The organism is Paraburkholderia largidicola (genome assembly GCF_013426895.1).
Classification (GTDB): Bacteria; Pseudomonadota; Gammaproteobacteria; order Burkholderiales; family Burkholderiaceae; genus Paraburkholderia; species Paraburkholderia largidicola.
In genome coordinates this window covers 3,503,355-3,519,648 of record NZ_AP023174.1, presented here as the reverse complement: position 1 = coordinate 3,519,648, position 16,294 = coordinate 3,503,355, and the positions used below count along the sequence as shown (strand labels likewise).

Sequence of the window (16,294 nt, the reverse complement as noted above, 5' to 3'; positions counted from 1 at the left end):
GAACGGCGGCGCGCTGGCTCTATGATTGCCGCCGTCGTTCATTCCCGAGGCCAGTCCAGGCAATGCTTCCCATCTCCGTCATCATTCCCTGCTACAACGCCGAACAGACGCTGGCGCGCACGCTCGACAGTTGCATCGCGCAGCCCGAAGCCGCGCAGATTCTCGTCGTCGACGACGGCTCGCGTGACGCTTCGCCCGATATCGCCGCGCTGTATGCGCAGACGCATCCGCAGATCGAACTGCTGCGCATGCCGCAAAACGGCGGCGCGGCACGCGCGCGAAACTGGGGCGCGATGCACGCGCTGCATCCGCTGCTGGCTTTCATCGATGCCGACGACGAATACATGCTGCACGCGCTCACCGCTGCCGCTGCCTTCCTGCACGATCATCCAGGTCAATCTTCGATTCGCCTCGACGTCGACTATTGCGGCTTCCCCGCCGACATCACCGATCATCCGCAATTCGAGACTCACGCGGCGACGCTGAGCAACACGGTGCCGAGCAGCCTCGTGATCCGCCGATCCATCTATGCGGCATTCGGCGGATTTCCGCCTGATGACGTGTTCCGGCGTCACGGCGGCGAGGATGGTGCGTTTTCGCTGGCGCTGCTCAATATTTTCGGCAATCCGCGACTCGACGACCGAAAGCGCGTGCGCATGCACTATCACCCGAACATCCACGCAGAACGCTACTTCCGCATATCGATGGGCATGGTCCAGGCCTCGGACGAACTCGTCGACTCGACCCGCGATGCGTCGTGGCGCTTCGTGCGCCGCGCATATGAAGCGATACAGGTATTGCGCGGCGTCGAACTCGCGCCGCATCTGACCGCGCAGCAAGGCGCGGATTCGGCGCCAGATCAATCGGCATAAGCTGAATCGTCATACCGCAAGCCATCTCGTTTTGCTACAATCGCCGTTCGTCTTCGAGGAGCGTTGCGACGGGCTCCACCCGCCAGGCTCGAAGGCTTTCAATCGGAAGGATTGGACGCGCGCCGCGCCTACAAACCAACCGCATCGAACGGCGCTCACGTCAAATTTCTAGTCATTTTTAGAAAGGAGGGCGTGATGAACGCCGCAGTTATGGATTCCAAAAATTCCCAGGATTTCGTTGTTGCCGACCTGTCGCTGGCCGACTGGGGCCGCAAGGAACTCACCATCGCCGAGACCGAAATGCCCGGTCTCATGCAAACCCGCGAAGAGTACAAGACGCAGCAGCCGCTGAAGGGCGCGCGCGTCGCGGGCTCGCTGCACATGACCATTCAAACGGGCGTGCTGATCGAGACGCTGACCGCGCTGGGCGCGGACGTGCGCTGGGCATCGTGCAACATCTTCTCGACGCAAGATCACGCCGCCGCCGCCATCGCGAAGGCCGGCACCCCCGTGTTCGCGTTCAAGGGCGAATCGCTCGACGAATACTGGGAGTTCTCGCACCGCATTTTCGAATGGCCGAACGGTGAGTTCGCCAACATGATCCTCGACGACGGCGGCGACGCAACGCTGCTGCTGATCCTCGGCTCGAAGGCCGAGAAGGATCGCTCGGTGATCGCGAAGCCGACCAACGAGGAAGAAGTCGCACTGTACAAGTCGATCGAAAAGCATCTCGAGATCGACCCGACGTGGTACTCGAAGCGCCTCGCGCACATCAAGGGCGTGACGGAAGAAACGACGACGGGCGTGCACCGCCTGTATCAGATGGAGAAGGAAGGCCGTCTGCCGTTCCCCGCGATCAACGTCAACGACTCGGTCACGAAGTCGAAGTTCGACAATCTGTATGGCTGCCGCGAGTCGCTCGTCGACGGCATCAAGCGCGCGACCGACGTGATGATCGCCGGCAAGATCGCGGTGGTTGCCGGTTACGGCGACGTGGGCAAGGGCTGCGCGCAATCGCTGCGCGGTCTGGGCGCGACGGTGTGGGTCACGGAAATCGATCCGATCTGCGCGCTGCAAGCCGCGATGGAAGGCTACCGCGTCGTGACGATGGAAGCCGCTGCGCCGCACGCAGACATCTTCGTGACGGCAACGGGCAACTACCACGTGATCAACCACGATCACATGAAGGCGATGCGCAACAACGCGATCGTCTGCAACATCGGCCACTTCGACTCGGAAATCGACGTTGCGTCGACGCGCCAGTACCAGTGGGAAAACATCAAGCCGCAAGTCGACCACATCATTTTCCCGGACGGCAAGCGCGTGATCCTGCTGGCTGAAGGCCGCCTCGTGAACCTGGGCTGCGCCACGGGCCACCCGTCGTTCGTGATGTCGAACTCGTTCACGAACCAGACGCTCGCGCAGATCGAACTGTTCGTCGACGGCGCCAAGTACGAGAACAAGGTTTATGTTCTGCCGAAGCAACTCGATGAGAAGGTCGCGCGTCTGCACCTCGCGCGCATCGGCGCGAACCTGACGGAGCTGTCGACGGAACAGGCTGGCTACATCGGCGTCGACAAGAACGGTCCGTTCAAGCCGAACCACTACCGTTATTAAGCCGCACGCCAGGCCGCAAAAAGCGGCATGACAGGTGCGGCCGCCTGCTTCGGCGGGCGGCTGCACCGGACGAAGCACAGGCCCATGCGAGACATTGCATCGGCTGACGCTTTTCGCGTGCCTTCGAGTTCAATCCGGACTTCACACCACAGACGACCAGGAGCTGTTCATGACTGTATTGCTGACCTGGGTGATCAATGCGCTCGCGCTGCTGATCATCACCTACCTCGTGCCGTCGATCCACATTCGCAGTTTCGGCACTGCGCTGATCGTCGCGCTCGTGCTGGGGCTCATCAATGCCGTCTTGCGGCCGGTGCTGATCCTGCTGACGTTGCCCGTCACGATTCTCACGCTTGGGCTCTTCATACTGGTGGTGAATGCGCTGTGCTTCTGGCTGTGCGCGTCGCTGCTGAAGGGCTTCGAAGTGTCGGGATTCTGGTCGGCGTTCTTCGGCTCGATCCTGTACAGCATCGTTTCGTGGCTGTTGTCCGCGCTCATCTTCGGCAACCGCGGCCTGAGCTGACGGGTGCCAACAGAACCATGAACCCCATCGAACTTTCATTCGAATTCTTCCCGCCGAAGACACAGGAAGGGCTCGACAAGCTGCGTGCGACGCGCGCAGAACTGTTGCCGCTCAAGCCCAAGTTCGTGTCCGTCACGTTCGGCGCCGGCGGTTCGACCCAGCAAGGCACGCTCGACACGGTGCTCGACATGGCGAAGGACGGCCTCGAAGCCGCGCCGCACCTGTCGTGCATTGGCTCGTCGAGGGAAAGCCTGCGCGCGATTCTCAACGAATATCGCTCGCACGGCATCCGCCATATCGTCGCGTTGCGCGGTGATTTGCCGTCGGGCATGGGCGCAGTCGGCGAGTTGCGCTACGCGTCGGAACTGGTGAGTTTTATTCGCGCCGAATTCGGCGACTGGTTCCGCATCGAAGTGGCGGGATATCCCGAGTATCACCCGCAGTCGCGTTCACCGAAGCATGATCTCGAGAACTTCGCGCGCAAGGTGAAGGCGGGTGCCAATTCGGCGATCACGCAGTACTTCTTTAACGCTGACGCGTATTTCCGTTTTGTCGACGATGCGCACAAGCTTGGTGTTGATGTGCCTATCGTGCCGGGCATCATGCCTATCACGAACTTTTCGCAGTTGATGCGGTTCTCCGAAATGTGCGGTGCTGAAGTGCCGCGATGGGTCGCGCGACGGCTCGAAAGTTTTGGTGATGACCGCGAGTCGATTCGGGCGTTTGGGCTCGATGTGGTGGCGGATCTTTGTCGTCGGCTTGTTGAGGCGAAGGTGCCGGGGCTGCATTTTTATACCCTTAACGGGTCGGCTGCTACTAAGGCTATTTGCGAGCGGTTGGGCGTCTGATCGGTTTTTCTGTTTTTCTGCTTTTCTGCTTTTCTGTCTGCGACGCTGGGTGGTCTGCTTGTGTTTTTCGCTGGCATCCGCGATTTGTTAGCGTGCTTCAGGCGTCGCCCCTGTGCGGGGCGGCACCTACTTTTCTTTGCCGCCGCAAAGAAAAGTAGGCAAAAGAAAGCGGCTCACACCGCCAGTTCTTGTATTTGCCTGAGGGCCCCCAAAGGTTCTTACGCTTCACACGGCAACCACGTGACCACGTTCGTTGCCAGCGCTCTTGCGATGCGCCTCACCCGCTTCACCCTCCCGCGTTACAGCATGCCGCGCCACACGGTCCATCGCCGCCCAGGTGGCAAACTGTGTGTCGGCCCAAGTGTTCCACACGCCTCACTCCGGACCGATAGCGCACGCGCCCCACCCTGTAAGAGCGCCAGGCTATACGCCGCGACAATCTACACACAGTTTGCCACCTGGACGGCGCATACCATTTGCTGCCGTCTGCCGTTGTATGGGTGCCTGAAGTGGGTGATGCGCTTGTTCGAAGCGTTGGCAACGAGCACCGGCGAGGGCACTGTCGTGTGAAGGATGGGGACGTTGGGGGCCCGTGGATAAGAATATGGGCTGGCGGTGTTAGCCGCTTTCTTTTGCCTACTTTTCTTTGCGGCGGCAAAGAAAAGTAGGTGCCGCCCCGCACAGGGGCAACGCTAGCAGACCAAAGACATCACGCGGATGCCAGCGCAAACACGACCAAATACGACCAAACCAAACCCACCCTGCCCCGAACCCAAATCCCAAATACCAGAAAAGGCAAAAGCAAAAGTGGAGTGAAAACCCATATTGAATCCGATTATTGGCTGACTATGATCCAAGGGCACTCGCCCCAGCTGCCTCGCGGAGAACGCCATGCCCATGTCATCGACGCTGTCTGCAGTTCGAAATGCAGTTCGCAAGTCCTGCCTGCCTGTGCTGTCCACCGCCGCGCTACTCGCGGCCTGCTTTGCGCCTGAACTGTCTGCGGCAGCCTCACTCCCCGACAAAACAGTCGTCTTCTGCTCCGAAGGCAGTCCAGCCGGATTCGACACCGCCCAATACACCACCAGCGTCGAGTTCAGCGCCGGCTCGTACACCGTCTATAACCGGCTCGTCGAGTTCGGCCACGGCAGCACCGACATCGAGCCGGGTCTCGCCGAAAAATGGGACGTCTCCAGCGACGGCCTGCAATACACGTTTCACCTGCGTAAAGGCGTGAAGTTCCAGACCACGTCGTTCTTCAAGCCGACCCGCGACTTCAACGCGGACGACGTCGTGTTCACGTATACGCGCATGCTCGACCCGGAACAGCCGTTCCGTAAGGCCTACAACGTACCGTTTCCATACTTCAGCGATCTCGGCCTCGCAAAGAACATCACCAAAGTCGAAGCACTCGACCCCTACACCGTTCGCTTCACGCTGAAAGAAGTCGACGCACCGTTCCTGCAGCAGATCGCGATGCCGTTCGCATCGATCCTGTCGGCTGAATACGCGGACCAGCTGTTGAAGGCCGGCAAGGCCTCCGACATCAACCTCTTTCCCGTCGGCACGGGGCCGTTCATCTTCCGCAGCTATACGAAGGACGATTCGATCCGCTTCGACGGCAACCCGAACTATTGGAAACCCGGCGTCGTGAAGGTGAGCAAGCTGATCTTCGCGATTACGGTCGATCCGTCCGTGCGTCTGCAAAAGCTCAAGCGCAACGAATGCCAGGTGATGAGCTACCCGAAGCCGGCCGACATCGCGCAGATTCAGGCGGATTCGTCGATCGCCTTGCCGCATCAGGTGGGCTTCAATCTGGGCTTCATCGCGTACAACACGACGAAAAAGCCGCTCGACAACGTGCTCGTGCGCCGCGCGCTCGACATGGCCGTCAACAAGAAGGCGATCATCGATTCGGTCTACCAGGGCGCGGGTCAGGCGGCAACCAATCCGATGCCGCCCACCCAGTGGGGCTACGACAAGAGCCTGAAAGACGCCCCCTACGACGTCGACAAGGCCAAAGGGCTGCTCAAGCAGGCGGGTTACCCGGACGGCTTCGACCTGACGCTGTGGGCGATGCCCGTTTCACGCCCGTACAACCCGAACGCGCGCCTGATGGCTGAAATGCTGCAGGCCGACTGGGCGAAGATCGGCGTGAAGACGAAAATCGTCACCTACGAGTGGGGTGAGTACATCCGCCGCGGACACAGCGGCGAGCACGAGGCGATGCTGATCGGCTGGACGGGCGACTACGGCGACCCCGACAACTGGCTCGGCGTGCTACTCGGCTGCGACGCGGTGAACGGCAGCAATTTCTCCAAATGGTGCTACAAGCCGTTCGACGACCTCATCAAGGCGGCCCGCAGTACCACCGATACGGCCACGCGCACCAAGGACTACACCGAGGCGCAGCAGATCTTCAAGGATCAGGTGCCATTTACGCCGATCGCGCATTCGACCGTCTACCAGCCCCTGTCGAAGGCCGTCACCGGCTTCAAGATCGACCCGTTCGGCCCAACCCAGTTCTGGAACGTCGGTCTCAAGTAGGCAATTTACGGCTTCTCTCCCCAATTCCGCTGAAATTCGGGTCGGTTGCCGCGTCACGCGCGGCAACCTGAATGAAAGCTGTTTCCGATCGTCAACAAAGTTAATTTCCTCCAATTGCGGCCCCTGGCAAAGCTCAGTAATATCGCGCTACGCTGGTTTTTGCCGGCGCCGATCCTGGAGGAAACATGAAGCAAAACAAACTGTTGCGCGCGGCACGGCTCACGATGCTGGTCGCGACGGCAGCGGCATCGATGGCGGGGACTCAACTGGCGAACGCCGCCGATATCCCGAACAAAACCCTCGTCTACTGCTCGGAAGGCAGTCCGGCGGGCTTTGATCCGGCGCAGTACACCACGGGCGTGGATTTCACGGCCAATACGTTCACGGTTTATAACCGCCTCGTCGAATTCGAACGCGGCGGCACGAAAGTCGAGCCGGGCCTCGCAGAAAAGTGGGATGTCTCGCCGGACGGCAAGACGTACACGTTCCATCTGCGCCACGGCGTCAAGTTCCACACCACGTCATGGTTCAAGCCGACCCGCGAATTCAACGCGGATGACGTCGTGTTCACGTTCCAGCGCATGCTGGACACGAACCAGCCGTTCCGCAAGGCTTACCCGGTGCAGTTCCCGTACTTCACCGACATGGGCCTCGACAAGCTGATCGACAAGGTCGAAAAGGTCGACCCGTACACGGTCAAGTTCACGCTGAAGGAAGTCAACGCGCCGTTCATCCAGAATCTGGCAATGGAATACGCGTCGGTCCTGTCGGCTGAATACGCGGATTCGCTGCTGAAGGATGGCAAGGCCGCCGACATCAACCAGAAGCCGGTTGGCACGGGCCCGTTCATTTTCCGCAGCTACACGAAGGACGCGACGATCCGTTTCGACGGCAATCCGGATTACTGGAAGCCGAACACGGTCAAGATCTCGAAGCTGATCTTCTCGATCACGCCGGATGCCGGCGTGCGCGTGCAGAAGCTCAAGGCCGGCGAATGCCAGGTGATGAGCTATCCGCGTCCCGCCGACATCGCGCCCCTGAAGGCCGATTCGAACATCGACATGCCGTCGCAGCCGGGCTTCAACCTGGGCTATCTGGCGTACAACGTGTCGCACAAGCCGGTCGACAAGCTCGAAGTGCGTCAGGCGCTCGACATGGCGATCAACAAGAAGGCGATCATCGATTCCGTCTACCAGGGCGCAGGCCAGGCCGCGACGAATCCGATGCCGCCTACGCAATGGTCGTACGACAAGAGCCTGAAGCTCCCCGCTTACGACACGGAAAAGGCCAAGGCGCTGCTCGCCAAGGCTGGCTTCCCGAACGGTTTCGACATCACGCTGTGGGCCATGCCCGTGCAGCGCGCGTACAACCCGAACGGCAAGCTGATGGCGGAAATGATCCAGGCCGACTGGGCCAAGATCGGCGTGAAGGCGAAGATCGTCACGTACGAATGGGGAGAGTACATCAAGCGCGCGCACGCGGGCGAAGACGACACGATGCTGATCGGCTGGACGGGCGACAACGGCGACCCGGACAACTGGCTCGGTACGCTGCTCGGCTGCGACGCAGTGAACGGCAACAACTTCTCGAAGTGGTGCTACAAGCCGTTCGACGAACTCGTGCAGAAGGGCCGTGAAACGACGGGCCAGGCAGATCGCACGAAGGCGTATGTGCAGGCGCAGCAGATCTTCGCGCAGCAACTGCCGTTCTCGCCGATCGCTCACTCGACGGTGTATCAGCCGGTGAGCAAGAAGGTTGTCGACATGCGCATCGAGCCGCTCGGCTACGCGCGCTTCGACGGCGTCAGCATGAAGTAAATCACGTGATGCGGTGGGCTTCGTTGCCTGCTGCATCCCATACGCAGTACGCTTTTCGTTCGGTTAGAAGACTGGTCGAAATGGTCCGGCGACCGGGGTCACGAGCCCTCGTCGCCGGTTGCGTTTTTTCTCACCAAGACCATAGGGACGAACCATGTTCCGATTCGTTTTGCGCCGCATCGGGATGGTCATACCGACTTTCATCGGTATCACGATCCTCGCGTTCGCGCTCATTCACCTGATTCCGGGCGACCCCATCGAAGTCATGATGGGCGAGCGCGGCGTCGACCCGGCCATGCACGCCGCCGCGATGCATCGCCTCGGGCTCGACGAACCGCTGCCCATCCAGTACCTCCATTACGTCGGCCACGCGCTGCAGGGGAACCTCGGCACGTCGATCATCACCAATACCAGCGTGATGGACGAATTCCTGGCCCGTTTCCCCGCCACCGTCGAGCTATCGATCTGCGCGATGCTGTTCGCGTTGATCGTCGGCCTGCCGGCGGGCGTGTTCGCTGCGCTGCGGCGCGGCACGGCAGTCGATCACGGCGTGATGGGCACCGCGCTCACTGGCTACTCGATGCCGATTTTCTGGTGGGGCTTGATCCTCATCATGTTCTTCTCGGCAAAGCTCGGCTGGACGCCCGTGTCGGGTCGCATCGCGGTCGAATACGACATTCCGCACGTGACCGGATTCCTGCTGATCGACTCGCTGCTGCCCGGCACGGACGAAGGCTCGTTCCGCTCGGCGCTGTCGCACCTGATCCTGCCGTCGATCGTGCTCGGCACGATTCCGCTCGCGGTGGTCGCGCGGATGACGCGTTCGTCGATGCTCGAAGTGCTGCGCGAAGACTACATCCGCACGGCGCGCGCGAAGGGCTTGTCGCCGGGACGCGTAATCGTCGTGCATGCGCTGCGTAACGCGCTGATTCCCGTCGTGACGGTGATCGGTCTGCAGGTCGGCACGCTGCTCGCGGGCGCTGTGCTGACGGAGACGCTGTTCTCGTGGCCGGGCATCGGCAAATGGCTGATCGACGCGATCGGCCGGCGCGACTATCCCGTCGTGCAGGGCGGTATCCTGATGATCGCGACACTCGTGATCGTCGTGAACCTCGTCGTCGACCTGTTGTACGGCGTGCTGAATCCACGCATCCGTCATACGAGGTGAGGTAAAAATCGTGGCAGACATTCAAAATACAGTCCCCCAGGCAGTAACACCGCCCAGCGGCCGTGCACTGGCCGCCCGTGAATTCTGGTCCAACTTCTCGCGCAATCGTGGCGCAGTCGGCGCGGGCGTCATCGTGCTGATCCTGATCTTCGTCGCGATCTTCGCGCCGTTGATCGCGCCGCACAGCCCGATCGAGCAATACCGCGATTCCGTGAAGATTCCTCCCGCCTGGCTCGACGGCGGCAACTGGAAGTTCATTCTCGGCACCGACGAAGCAGGCCGCGACATCCTCTCGCGCCTGATGTACGGCGCGCGCCTGTCGTTCTGGATCGGCTTCGTTTCGGTGGTACTCGCGCTGATTCCCGGCGTCGTGCTCGGTCTGATCGCCGCGTTCTTCGAGAAATGGGCCGACACGCCCATCATGCGCATCATGGACGTGCTGCTCGCGCTGCCGTCGCTGCTGCTCGCGGTGGCAGTGGTTGCCATCATCGGTCCGGGTCTGGTGAACACGATGCTTGCGATCGCGATCGTCGCGCTGCCGGGCTATGTGCGTCTGACGCGTGCGTCGGCGCTCGGCGAACTGCACAAGGAATACGTGATGGCGTCGCGTGTCGCGGGTGCCGGCACGGCTCGCCTGATGTTTTCGCAGGTGCTGCCGAACTGCACGGCGCCGCTGATCGTGCAGGCGACGCTCGGTTTTTCGTCGGCGATTCTCGATGCCGCCGCGCTCGGCTTCCTCGGCCTCGGCGTGCAGCCGCCGTCGGCGGAGTGGGGCGCGATGCTCGCGTCGGCACGCGACTACATCGACAGCGCATGGTGGATCGTCACCATGCCCGGTCTCGCCATCCTGATCTCGGTGCTCGCGATCAACCTGCTCGGCGACGGGCTGCGCGACGCACTCGACCCGAAACTCAAGCGGATGGCCTGACATGAGCAACGCTAACCTTTTGACCATCCGCAATCTCGCGGTGAACTTCAGCGGCCTGCCCGCTGTCGATCGAATCAATCTGAACGTGGCGCCGGGCGAAGTGGTCGGCGTCGTGGGCGAATCGGGCTCGGGCAAGAGCGTGACGATGATGGCGCTGATGGGCCTGATCGACGCGCCCGGCAAGGTCACCGCCGACGAAGTCACCTTCGACGGCAAGGACCTGCTGAACGCGACGCCCAAGCAACGCCGCACGATCATCGGCAAAGACGTGGCGATGGTGTTTCAGGACGCGCTGACGAGCCTGAATCCCAGCTACACCGTCGGCTATCAGATCAAGGAAGTGCTGAAGCTGCACGAAGGGCTGCGCGGCGACGCGCTGCACAAGCGTGCGCTCGAACTGCTCGATCAGGTTGGCATTCCCGACGCGAAGAACCGCATCAACACGTTCCCGCATCAGATGTCGGGCGGCATGAACCAGCGCGTGATGATCGCGATGGCGGTCGCGTGCAACCCGAAGCTGCTGATCGCCGACGAGCCGACCACGGCGCTCGACGTGACCATTCAGGCGCAGATCATGCAACTGCTCGTGCAGTTGCAAAAAGATCGCGGCATGGCGCTCGTGCTGATTTCGCACGATCTGGCCGTCGTGTCGGAAGTCGCGCAGCGCGTGGCCGTGATGTACGCGGGCGAAGTCATCGAAACGAACCGTGTGCCCGATATCTTCAAGGCGCCGCATCATCCGTACACGGAAGCGCTGCTGGCCGCGATTCCCGAGCACAACGTCGGCGCAGTGCGGCTGGCCGCGCTGCCGGGCATGGTGCCGGGACGCGACGACCGTCCCAAAGGGTGTCTCTTCGCGCCACGCTGCAAATACGTCGTCGACGAATGCAACAAGGCGCGTCCCGCACTTTCGCCGCTGGCCGATCACGACCCCGCCGCCCAGGTTCGCTGCATCAAGCCGCTGAACCTGATTCGCGATGCCATTCAACCGGGAGGCGCACGATGAATGCAGTACCCGAAACGCGGCGCCCCGATGGCGATAGGCCCGGCAAGCCCGCAGGCGATCACGTGCTGATCGCCGACAACCTCGCGCGTTTCTACGACGTGAAGCGCGGCATGTTCGGCCACGGCACCGTCAAGGCGCTGAACGGCGTGTCGTTTCATCTGGAGCGCGGCAAGACGCTCGCCGTGGTCGGCGAATCCGGTTGCGGCAAATCGACGCTCGCGCGTCAGCTGACGATGATCGAAGCGCCGTCGGCCGGACGTCTGCTGATCGACGGCGAAGACGTCGCGGGCGCGAGCCGCGAAAAAATCGCGCAGTTGCGCCGCCGCGTGCAGATGGTGTTCCAGAACCCGTTTGCGTCGCTCAATCCGCGCAAGACCGTCGAGCAGACGCTGGGCGAGCCGCTCGCGATCAACACGCAATTGAGCGTGAGCGAGCGCGGCGAGCGCATTGCGCACATGATGCGCATCGTCGGCCTGCGGCCCGAGCACGCGAAGCGCTATCCGCATATGTTCTCGGGCGGCCAGCGTCAGCGTGTCGCGATTGCGCGCGCGATGATTCTCGATCCGCAGATCGTCGTCGCCGATGAACCCGTCTCCGCGCTCGACGTGTCGATCCAGGCGCAGATCCTGAACCTGTTCATGGACCTGCAGGATCAGTTCAAGACGAGCTACGTGTTCATCTCGCACAATCTGTCGGTGGTCGAGCATATCGCCGACGACGTGATGGTGATGTACTTCGGCGGCGTGGCCGAGCTCGGCGACAAGAAGCGCATCTTCAGCAAGCCGCGTCATCCATACACGCGCGCGCTGATGTCGGCGACACCGTCGATCTTCGAAGCCGACCGCCGCATCCAGATCAAGCTGCAAGGTGAAATGCCGTCGCCGCTCAATCCGCCGTCGGGCTGTACGTTTCACCAGCGTTGCCCGTATGCTATCGAGCGTTGCCGCAAAGAAGAGCCGAAGCTGCGTGAAGTGGATGGTCGCCAGGTATCGTGTCACCGCGCCGAGGAGGTGGGGGACGACGCGAATGCATGAACGGGTGGCGGCGCGTGATGTTGCGCGCCGTCACGCGCGTCGTTTGCATGTGAATCATGCGGGCGGCGCGCGCGTTGCGCTTACGCCCCGGCGGGTCGCGCGCGTCCTGATGGGCGCGCTGCTCGCCGTGGCGGCGCAATGCGTTTTGCTTCCACACCCATTCAGTTCGTTCGATCCGATCGCCTCCGCGCATGCGGCAGGCGCCGCGGCGAATACCCCCGTGCAGGGCGCGCAGGCCAATCAGGTTGGCCGCCCGGCCGTCCCCGTGCCGCACACGCCGTCGCCACCGCGCGCGACGCTGCCGGGTTTCAATCCGCCGCCTTCGTATGCAAGCGGCACCACGGCGAGCGGTCCGGTGCGCGCGCAACCGGCGCGCATGCCTTTCTATGTCGCGACACGCGGCAAGACCACGATTTACCTTCTGGGCACGCTGCATGTCGGCGATCCCAACGACTATCCACCCAACCAGCCATTCCGTGCGCCGATTCTCGGTGCACTAGCCGCATCGCCCACGCTGGCGCTCGAACTGTCGCCCGACGATCTGCTCGTCTCGCAGGACGATGTGTCGAAATACGGCATCTGCACGTATGAATGTCTGCCGAAGCTGTTGCCCGAGCCGCTGTGGCACAAGCTCGCGATGCGTCTGCGCGGCAATCCCGCTGCGCTCGACGAAATCCGCAAGATGCGGCCGTGGCTCGCCTCCCTGCTGGTCGAAACCTACGATTCGCTGAGCGCCGGGCTGCAGACGGAGTACGGCACGGAAGCGCAGTTGCAGAACGTGTATCTGCGGCAGAAGGGAAAGATTGTCGGGCTGGAGACGCTCGGCGAGCAGATGCGGGCGTTCACGGGGCTCACGCTCGCGCAGCAGCGCGAAATGCTCGCGCAGGATCTCGTGCAGACGCCCGCCGAGAATGTCGCCGATGTGCAGACCTTGCACCGGCTATGGCGCGTCGGCGATGCGGACGCGATTTCCGCGTGGGAAGCGGCGAAGTCGGAGAAACTCGCGCGCGACAAGCGCATCTCCGCGCAGGTCGACAACAAGATACTGTTCGATCGCAACCGGCGCTTCGTCAACCGGATGGTACTGATCGCGGCGCCGAACAAACCGGTGTTCGTCGCGATCGGCGCGCTGCATCTGGGCGGGCAAAAGGGTGTGCTGCAGTTGTTGCGGCAGCGGGGTTTCGTCGTCGAACCGTATTGATACGCGCGCTGCCGGTGCGCTCAAAGCGAGCGACCGCTAAACGGTGGCGCCTACCGCGCCGAATGCGCCGTTAGCGATACGCCCTCGGCCCGTTTGCGACGCGAGCTTCAGCGCGGCTTCCAGTGCGTCGAGCGACAGGTCTTTCGAACCGCTCGTCTTCAGACAGACGTTGACCGTGCGCGCATTCAGCGACAGCAACGCGCGGTAGTGCTCGTCGGCATCGTCGAATCGCATCAGGCGGTCGAGCGCCGAGCCGAGATTGAGATGCACGTCGGCGAGCGTCGGGTCGATTTTCAGCGCCTCGCGATAGTGATGCACGGCTTCACCGAGCTTGCCGCCCGCTTCCAGTGCCACGGCGATGTTGTTGTGCGCATCGGGCGAGCGCGGATCGAGCGCCAGCGACACCCGATAGCAGCGCAGCGCGAGCGCTTTGTCTCCGAGCGCATTGGCCACGAAGCCGCGGTCGTTCCAGCACTCCGCGTTGTCCGGCTCGAGTTCGAGCGAAAGGTCGATGTACTCGAGCGCCAGCCTATGCTGGCCCCGCTGATGCAGCAGCACGCCGTAGTAATGCAGCGCATCCGGTTGTTCCGGGCAGATATCGAGTGCTTCGTGGTACAGCGACTCGGCTTCGACGTAGCGGCACGCGCGATGTGCTTCGAGCGCGAACGCGAGCGTCACCGGGAAATGCCGGGTTGCGGAGGCGGTAGAAGCGGAGGAAGTAGAAACAGCGGATTGCGGTTGCATGGCGATGCTCTCCAGACTCTCGAAAGAGCCGGCGCAGACCTGTCGACGCGCCGGACTGTGAACGATGGAACATTCACAGGTTAGGTCCAGGGCCTCGGCCAAACTATCAGAGGCATCCTAAAAATGGCGGCGCGCCTTTTGAAACCAGCCGCGCGGGCGGTTCGCCTATCCTGAAAATAGGAAATGGCGAACCGCCCGCAACCGGCAACCGCACGACAACGCTACAGGAACATCAGGAAGTTGAGCAGGAAGATATTCACGACGAGCAGCGTGAGCGCCGTCGGAACTTGCACCTTGATCACCGCGTTCTTGTCGGGGAGTTCGAGCAGCGCGGCAGGTACCATGTTGAAGTTCGCGGCCATCGGCGTCATCAGCGTGCCGCAGTACCCCGAGAACATGCCGATCGCGACCATCACGGCCGGGTTGCCGTGAAACACGTTGACGAGGATCGGCACACCGACGCCGCCCGTCATCACCGGGAACGCCGCGAAGCCGTTGCCCATCACCATCGTGAAGAGCGCCATGCCGATGCAGTAGACGGCCACCGCGATCAGCCGGTAGTCGAGGCTGATATAGGCCGTCGTCACGTGCGCGACCGCCTTGCCGACGCCCGCGTCCGAGAACACGAGGCCCAGCATGCCGAGCATTTGCGGCAGCACGGCCGCCCACGACAGCGCATCGACGAGACGCCGCGCTTCCTTCATCGACTGGCCGACGGTGTCGCGCGTCATGACGCAGGCGAACGCCAGCGCGATCACGCAACCGATGCCGAAGCCGATCAGCGTGACGTTCTTCTGCTCGACCAGCGGCGTGCCGCCGAACACCAGATGGCTCGCCGACAACGTGATGATCACTGTGACGACGGGAATCGTCAGCGCGGGGACGAACAGCTTGTTGCCGAGGCGCGCGGCGCTCGCCTTGCGCGCCGCTTCTGAGAGCACCTTGGGTTTGCCCGCCGTCACGCCGCCGAAGCCCGCGATCAGCGCCATCGCGATGACGAGCACGCCCACCACTTCGACGGGCAACTTGTCGCCGACCAGGAAGATCAGCGCGTAGATGATCCAGAAGCCGCCCGCCGTGAGGCGGCGCGGGTGGTCCTTATCGGTGACGATCATGCCGCCGATCACCAGCAGCACGATGCCGAGCAGCCAGAACAGATAGTTGATGGTGAGTGTCATGCTTCGTCCCCGGTCGTGCGCGTCGCGTTGTGGCTCGCGTGGTTGTTCGTGTTGACGCTCGCAGTCGCTTGCGATGCCGCGTTGCCGCGCAACTCGCGTTCGAGCCTGCGATCCAGCAGCCAGAGCCGGAAGCCGTGGATCAGGAAGGCGCTGATAGCCGTCGGAATGCCCCACAGCGCGACGTGCATCGGCTCGACCGTGATGCCCGCTTCCTTCAGGAACGTGACCATCAGCACGATGGCGCCGAATGCGACGAAGATGTCCTCGCCGAAGAACAGGCCGACGTTGTCCGTCGCCGCCGAGAACGCGCGCAGCTTGTAGCGCACGGCATCGCTGAGCTTGCCGAAGCGCGTTTCCGTGGCGCCTTCCGCCATCGGCGCGATCAGCGGACGCACCATCTGCGGATGCCCGCCGAGACCCGTCAGGCCGACGGCCGCCGTCAGTTCGCGCACGAGCAGATAGACGATCAGCAGACGCCCGGCCGTCGCAGCCTTGATGCTGGCGATCCAGGTCTGGGCGCGCTCGCGCAGTCCGTGCCGTTCGAGCAGGCCGATCACCGCGAGCGGCAACAGGATGATGAGGGGAATATTGCGCGTCTTGATGAAGCCGCTGCCGATCGCGGCCAGGATCCGGTCCGGCGGAAAGTGCGCGGCAATCGCGGTGATGACTGCGGCGGCGGCCACGATCAGCATCGGGTTGAAGCGCAACACAAACCCGACGATGATGACCGCGACTCCAATGAGCGGCCATAGGTTGACGGTTGACTGCATCTAGATCTCCAGAGGTGGTCCTGCATTGGGACACCGCTCGT

General features: G+C 62.4%; 14 protein-coding genes and 1 riboswitch. Of the genes, 11 read left to right on the top strand and 3 right to left on the bottom strand.

All coding sequences use genetic code 11. The features are described 5' to 3' along the window. Positions 1 to 62: 62 nt before the first annotated feature. The 11 genes from PPGU16_RS15690 to PPGU16_RS15640 all read left to right on the top strand — a co-directional run bounded on the left by PPGU16_RS15690 (position 63) and on the right by PPGU16_RS15640 (position 13,561). Complete coding sequence (locus tag PPGU16_RS15690; protein ID WP_180720905.1) at positions 63 to 872, top strand: glycosyltransferase family 2 protein; 810 nt, start codon at positions 63 to 65, stop codon at positions 870 to 872. Positions 873 to 921: 49 nt separating this feature from the next. Then, a riboswitch (S-adenosyl-L-homocysteine riboswitch) is annotated at positions 922 to 1,036 on the top strand. A gap of 31 nt (positions 1,037 to 1,067) precedes the next feature. Further along, complete coding sequence (gene ahcY / locus PPGU16_RS15685; RefSeq protein ID WP_180720903.1) at positions 1,068 to 2,489, top strand: adenosylhomocysteinase; 1,422 nt, start codon at positions 1,068 to 1,070, stop codon at positions 2,487 to 2,489. A 169-nt stretch (positions 2,490 to 2,658) separates the two neighbouring features. Beyond that, positions 2,659 to 3,012, top strand: coding sequence for a phage holin family protein (locus PPGU16_RS15680; RefSeq protein WP_007577130.1), 354 nt, complete (start codon positions 2,659 to 2,661; stop codon positions 3,010 to 3,012). 17 nt (positions 3,013 to 3,029) lie between these two features. Continuing rightward, positions 3,030 to 3,860 (top strand): methylenetetrahydrofolate reductase [NAD(P)H], encoded by an 831-nt coding sequence (gene metF / locus PPGU16_RS15675; RefSeq protein ID WP_180720900.1) that lies wholly within the window; start codon positions 3,030 to 3,032, stop codon positions 3,858 to 3,860. 891 nt (positions 3,861 to 4,751) lie between these two features. Beyond that, a complete protein-coding gene (locus PPGU16_RS15670) occupies positions 4,752 to 6,407 on the top strand; it encodes an ABC transporter substrate-binding protein (RefSeq protein ID WP_180720898.1) in 1,656 nt (551 codons plus the stop codon). Between the two features lie 185 nt (positions 6,408 to 6,592). Further along, positions 6,593 to 8,224, top strand: a complete 1,632-nt coding sequence (locus PPGU16_RS15665) for an ABC transporter substrate-binding protein (protein ID WP_180720896.1) — start codon at positions 6,593 to 6,595, stop codon at positions 8,222 to 8,224. A 154-nt stretch (positions 8,225 to 8,378) separates the two neighbouring features. Further along, on the top strand, positions 8,379 to 9,392 hold the full coding sequence (locus PPGU16_RS15660; protein ID WP_180720894.1) for an ABC transporter permease subunit: 1,014 nt from the start codon (positions 8,379 to 8,381) through the stop codon (positions 9,390 to 9,392). Between the two features lie 10 nt (positions 9,393 to 9,402). Next, positions 9,403 to 10,320: an ABC transporter permease subunit gene (locus PPGU16_RS15655; protein ID WP_180720892.1), complete on the top strand. Its 918-nt coding sequence runs from the start codon at positions 9,403 to 9,405 to the stop codon at positions 10,318 to 10,320. 1 nt (position 10,321) lies between these two features. Next, positions 10,322 to 11,326: an ABC transporter ATP-binding protein gene (locus tag PPGU16_RS15650; protein ID WP_180720890.1), complete on the top strand. Its 1,005-nt coding sequence runs from the start codon at positions 10,322 to 10,324 to the stop codon at positions 11,324 to 11,326. Continuing rightward, positions 11,323 to 12,360 (top strand): peptide ABC transporter ATP-binding protein, encoded by a 1,038-nt coding sequence (locus tag PPGU16_RS15645; RefSeq protein WP_243460550.1) that lies wholly within the window; start codon positions 11,323 to 11,325, stop codon positions 12,358 to 12,360. Before PPGU16_RS15650 ends, PPGU16_RS15645 begins: the two co-directional genes overlap by 4 nt. Next, the gene (locus PPGU16_RS15640; protein WP_180720888.1) at positions 12,353 to 13,561 is read left to right on the top strand and encodes a TraB/GumN family protein; all 1,209 of its coding nucleotides are present in this window, start codon (positions 12,353 to 12,355) and stop codon (positions 13,559 to 13,561) included. The genes PPGU16_RS15645 and PPGU16_RS15640 overlap by 8 nt, the downstream gene beginning before the upstream one ends. Positions 13,562 to 13,597: 36 nt before the next feature. Here the strand turns inward: PPGU16_RS15640 and PPGU16_RS15635 are convergent, their stop codons facing one another. The 3 genes from PPGU16_RS15635 to PPGU16_RS15625 all read right to left on the bottom strand — a co-directional run bounded on the left by PPGU16_RS15635 (position 13,598) and on the right by PPGU16_RS15625 (position 16,253). Beyond that, positions 13,598 to 14,305 (bottom strand): tetratricopeptide repeat protein, encoded by a 708-nt coding sequence (locus PPGU16_RS15635; RefSeq protein ID WP_180720886.1) that lies wholly within the window; start codon positions 14,303 to 14,305, stop codon positions 13,598 to 13,600. A 221-nt stretch (positions 14,306 to 14,526) separates the two neighbouring features. Next, positions 14,527 to 15,483, bottom strand: a complete 957-nt coding sequence (locus PPGU16_RS15630; RefSeq protein WP_180720884.1) for a DUF979 domain-containing protein — start codon at positions 15,481 to 15,483, stop codon at positions 14,527 to 14,529. After that, complete coding sequence (locus PPGU16_RS15625; RefSeq protein WP_180720882.1) at positions 15,480 to 16,253, bottom strand: DUF969 domain-containing protein; 774 nt, start codon at positions 16,251 to 16,253, stop codon at positions 15,480 to 15,482. Before PPGU16_RS15625 ends, PPGU16_RS15630 begins: the two co-directional genes overlap by 4 nt. Positions 16,254 to 16,294: the final 41 nt, after the last annotated feature.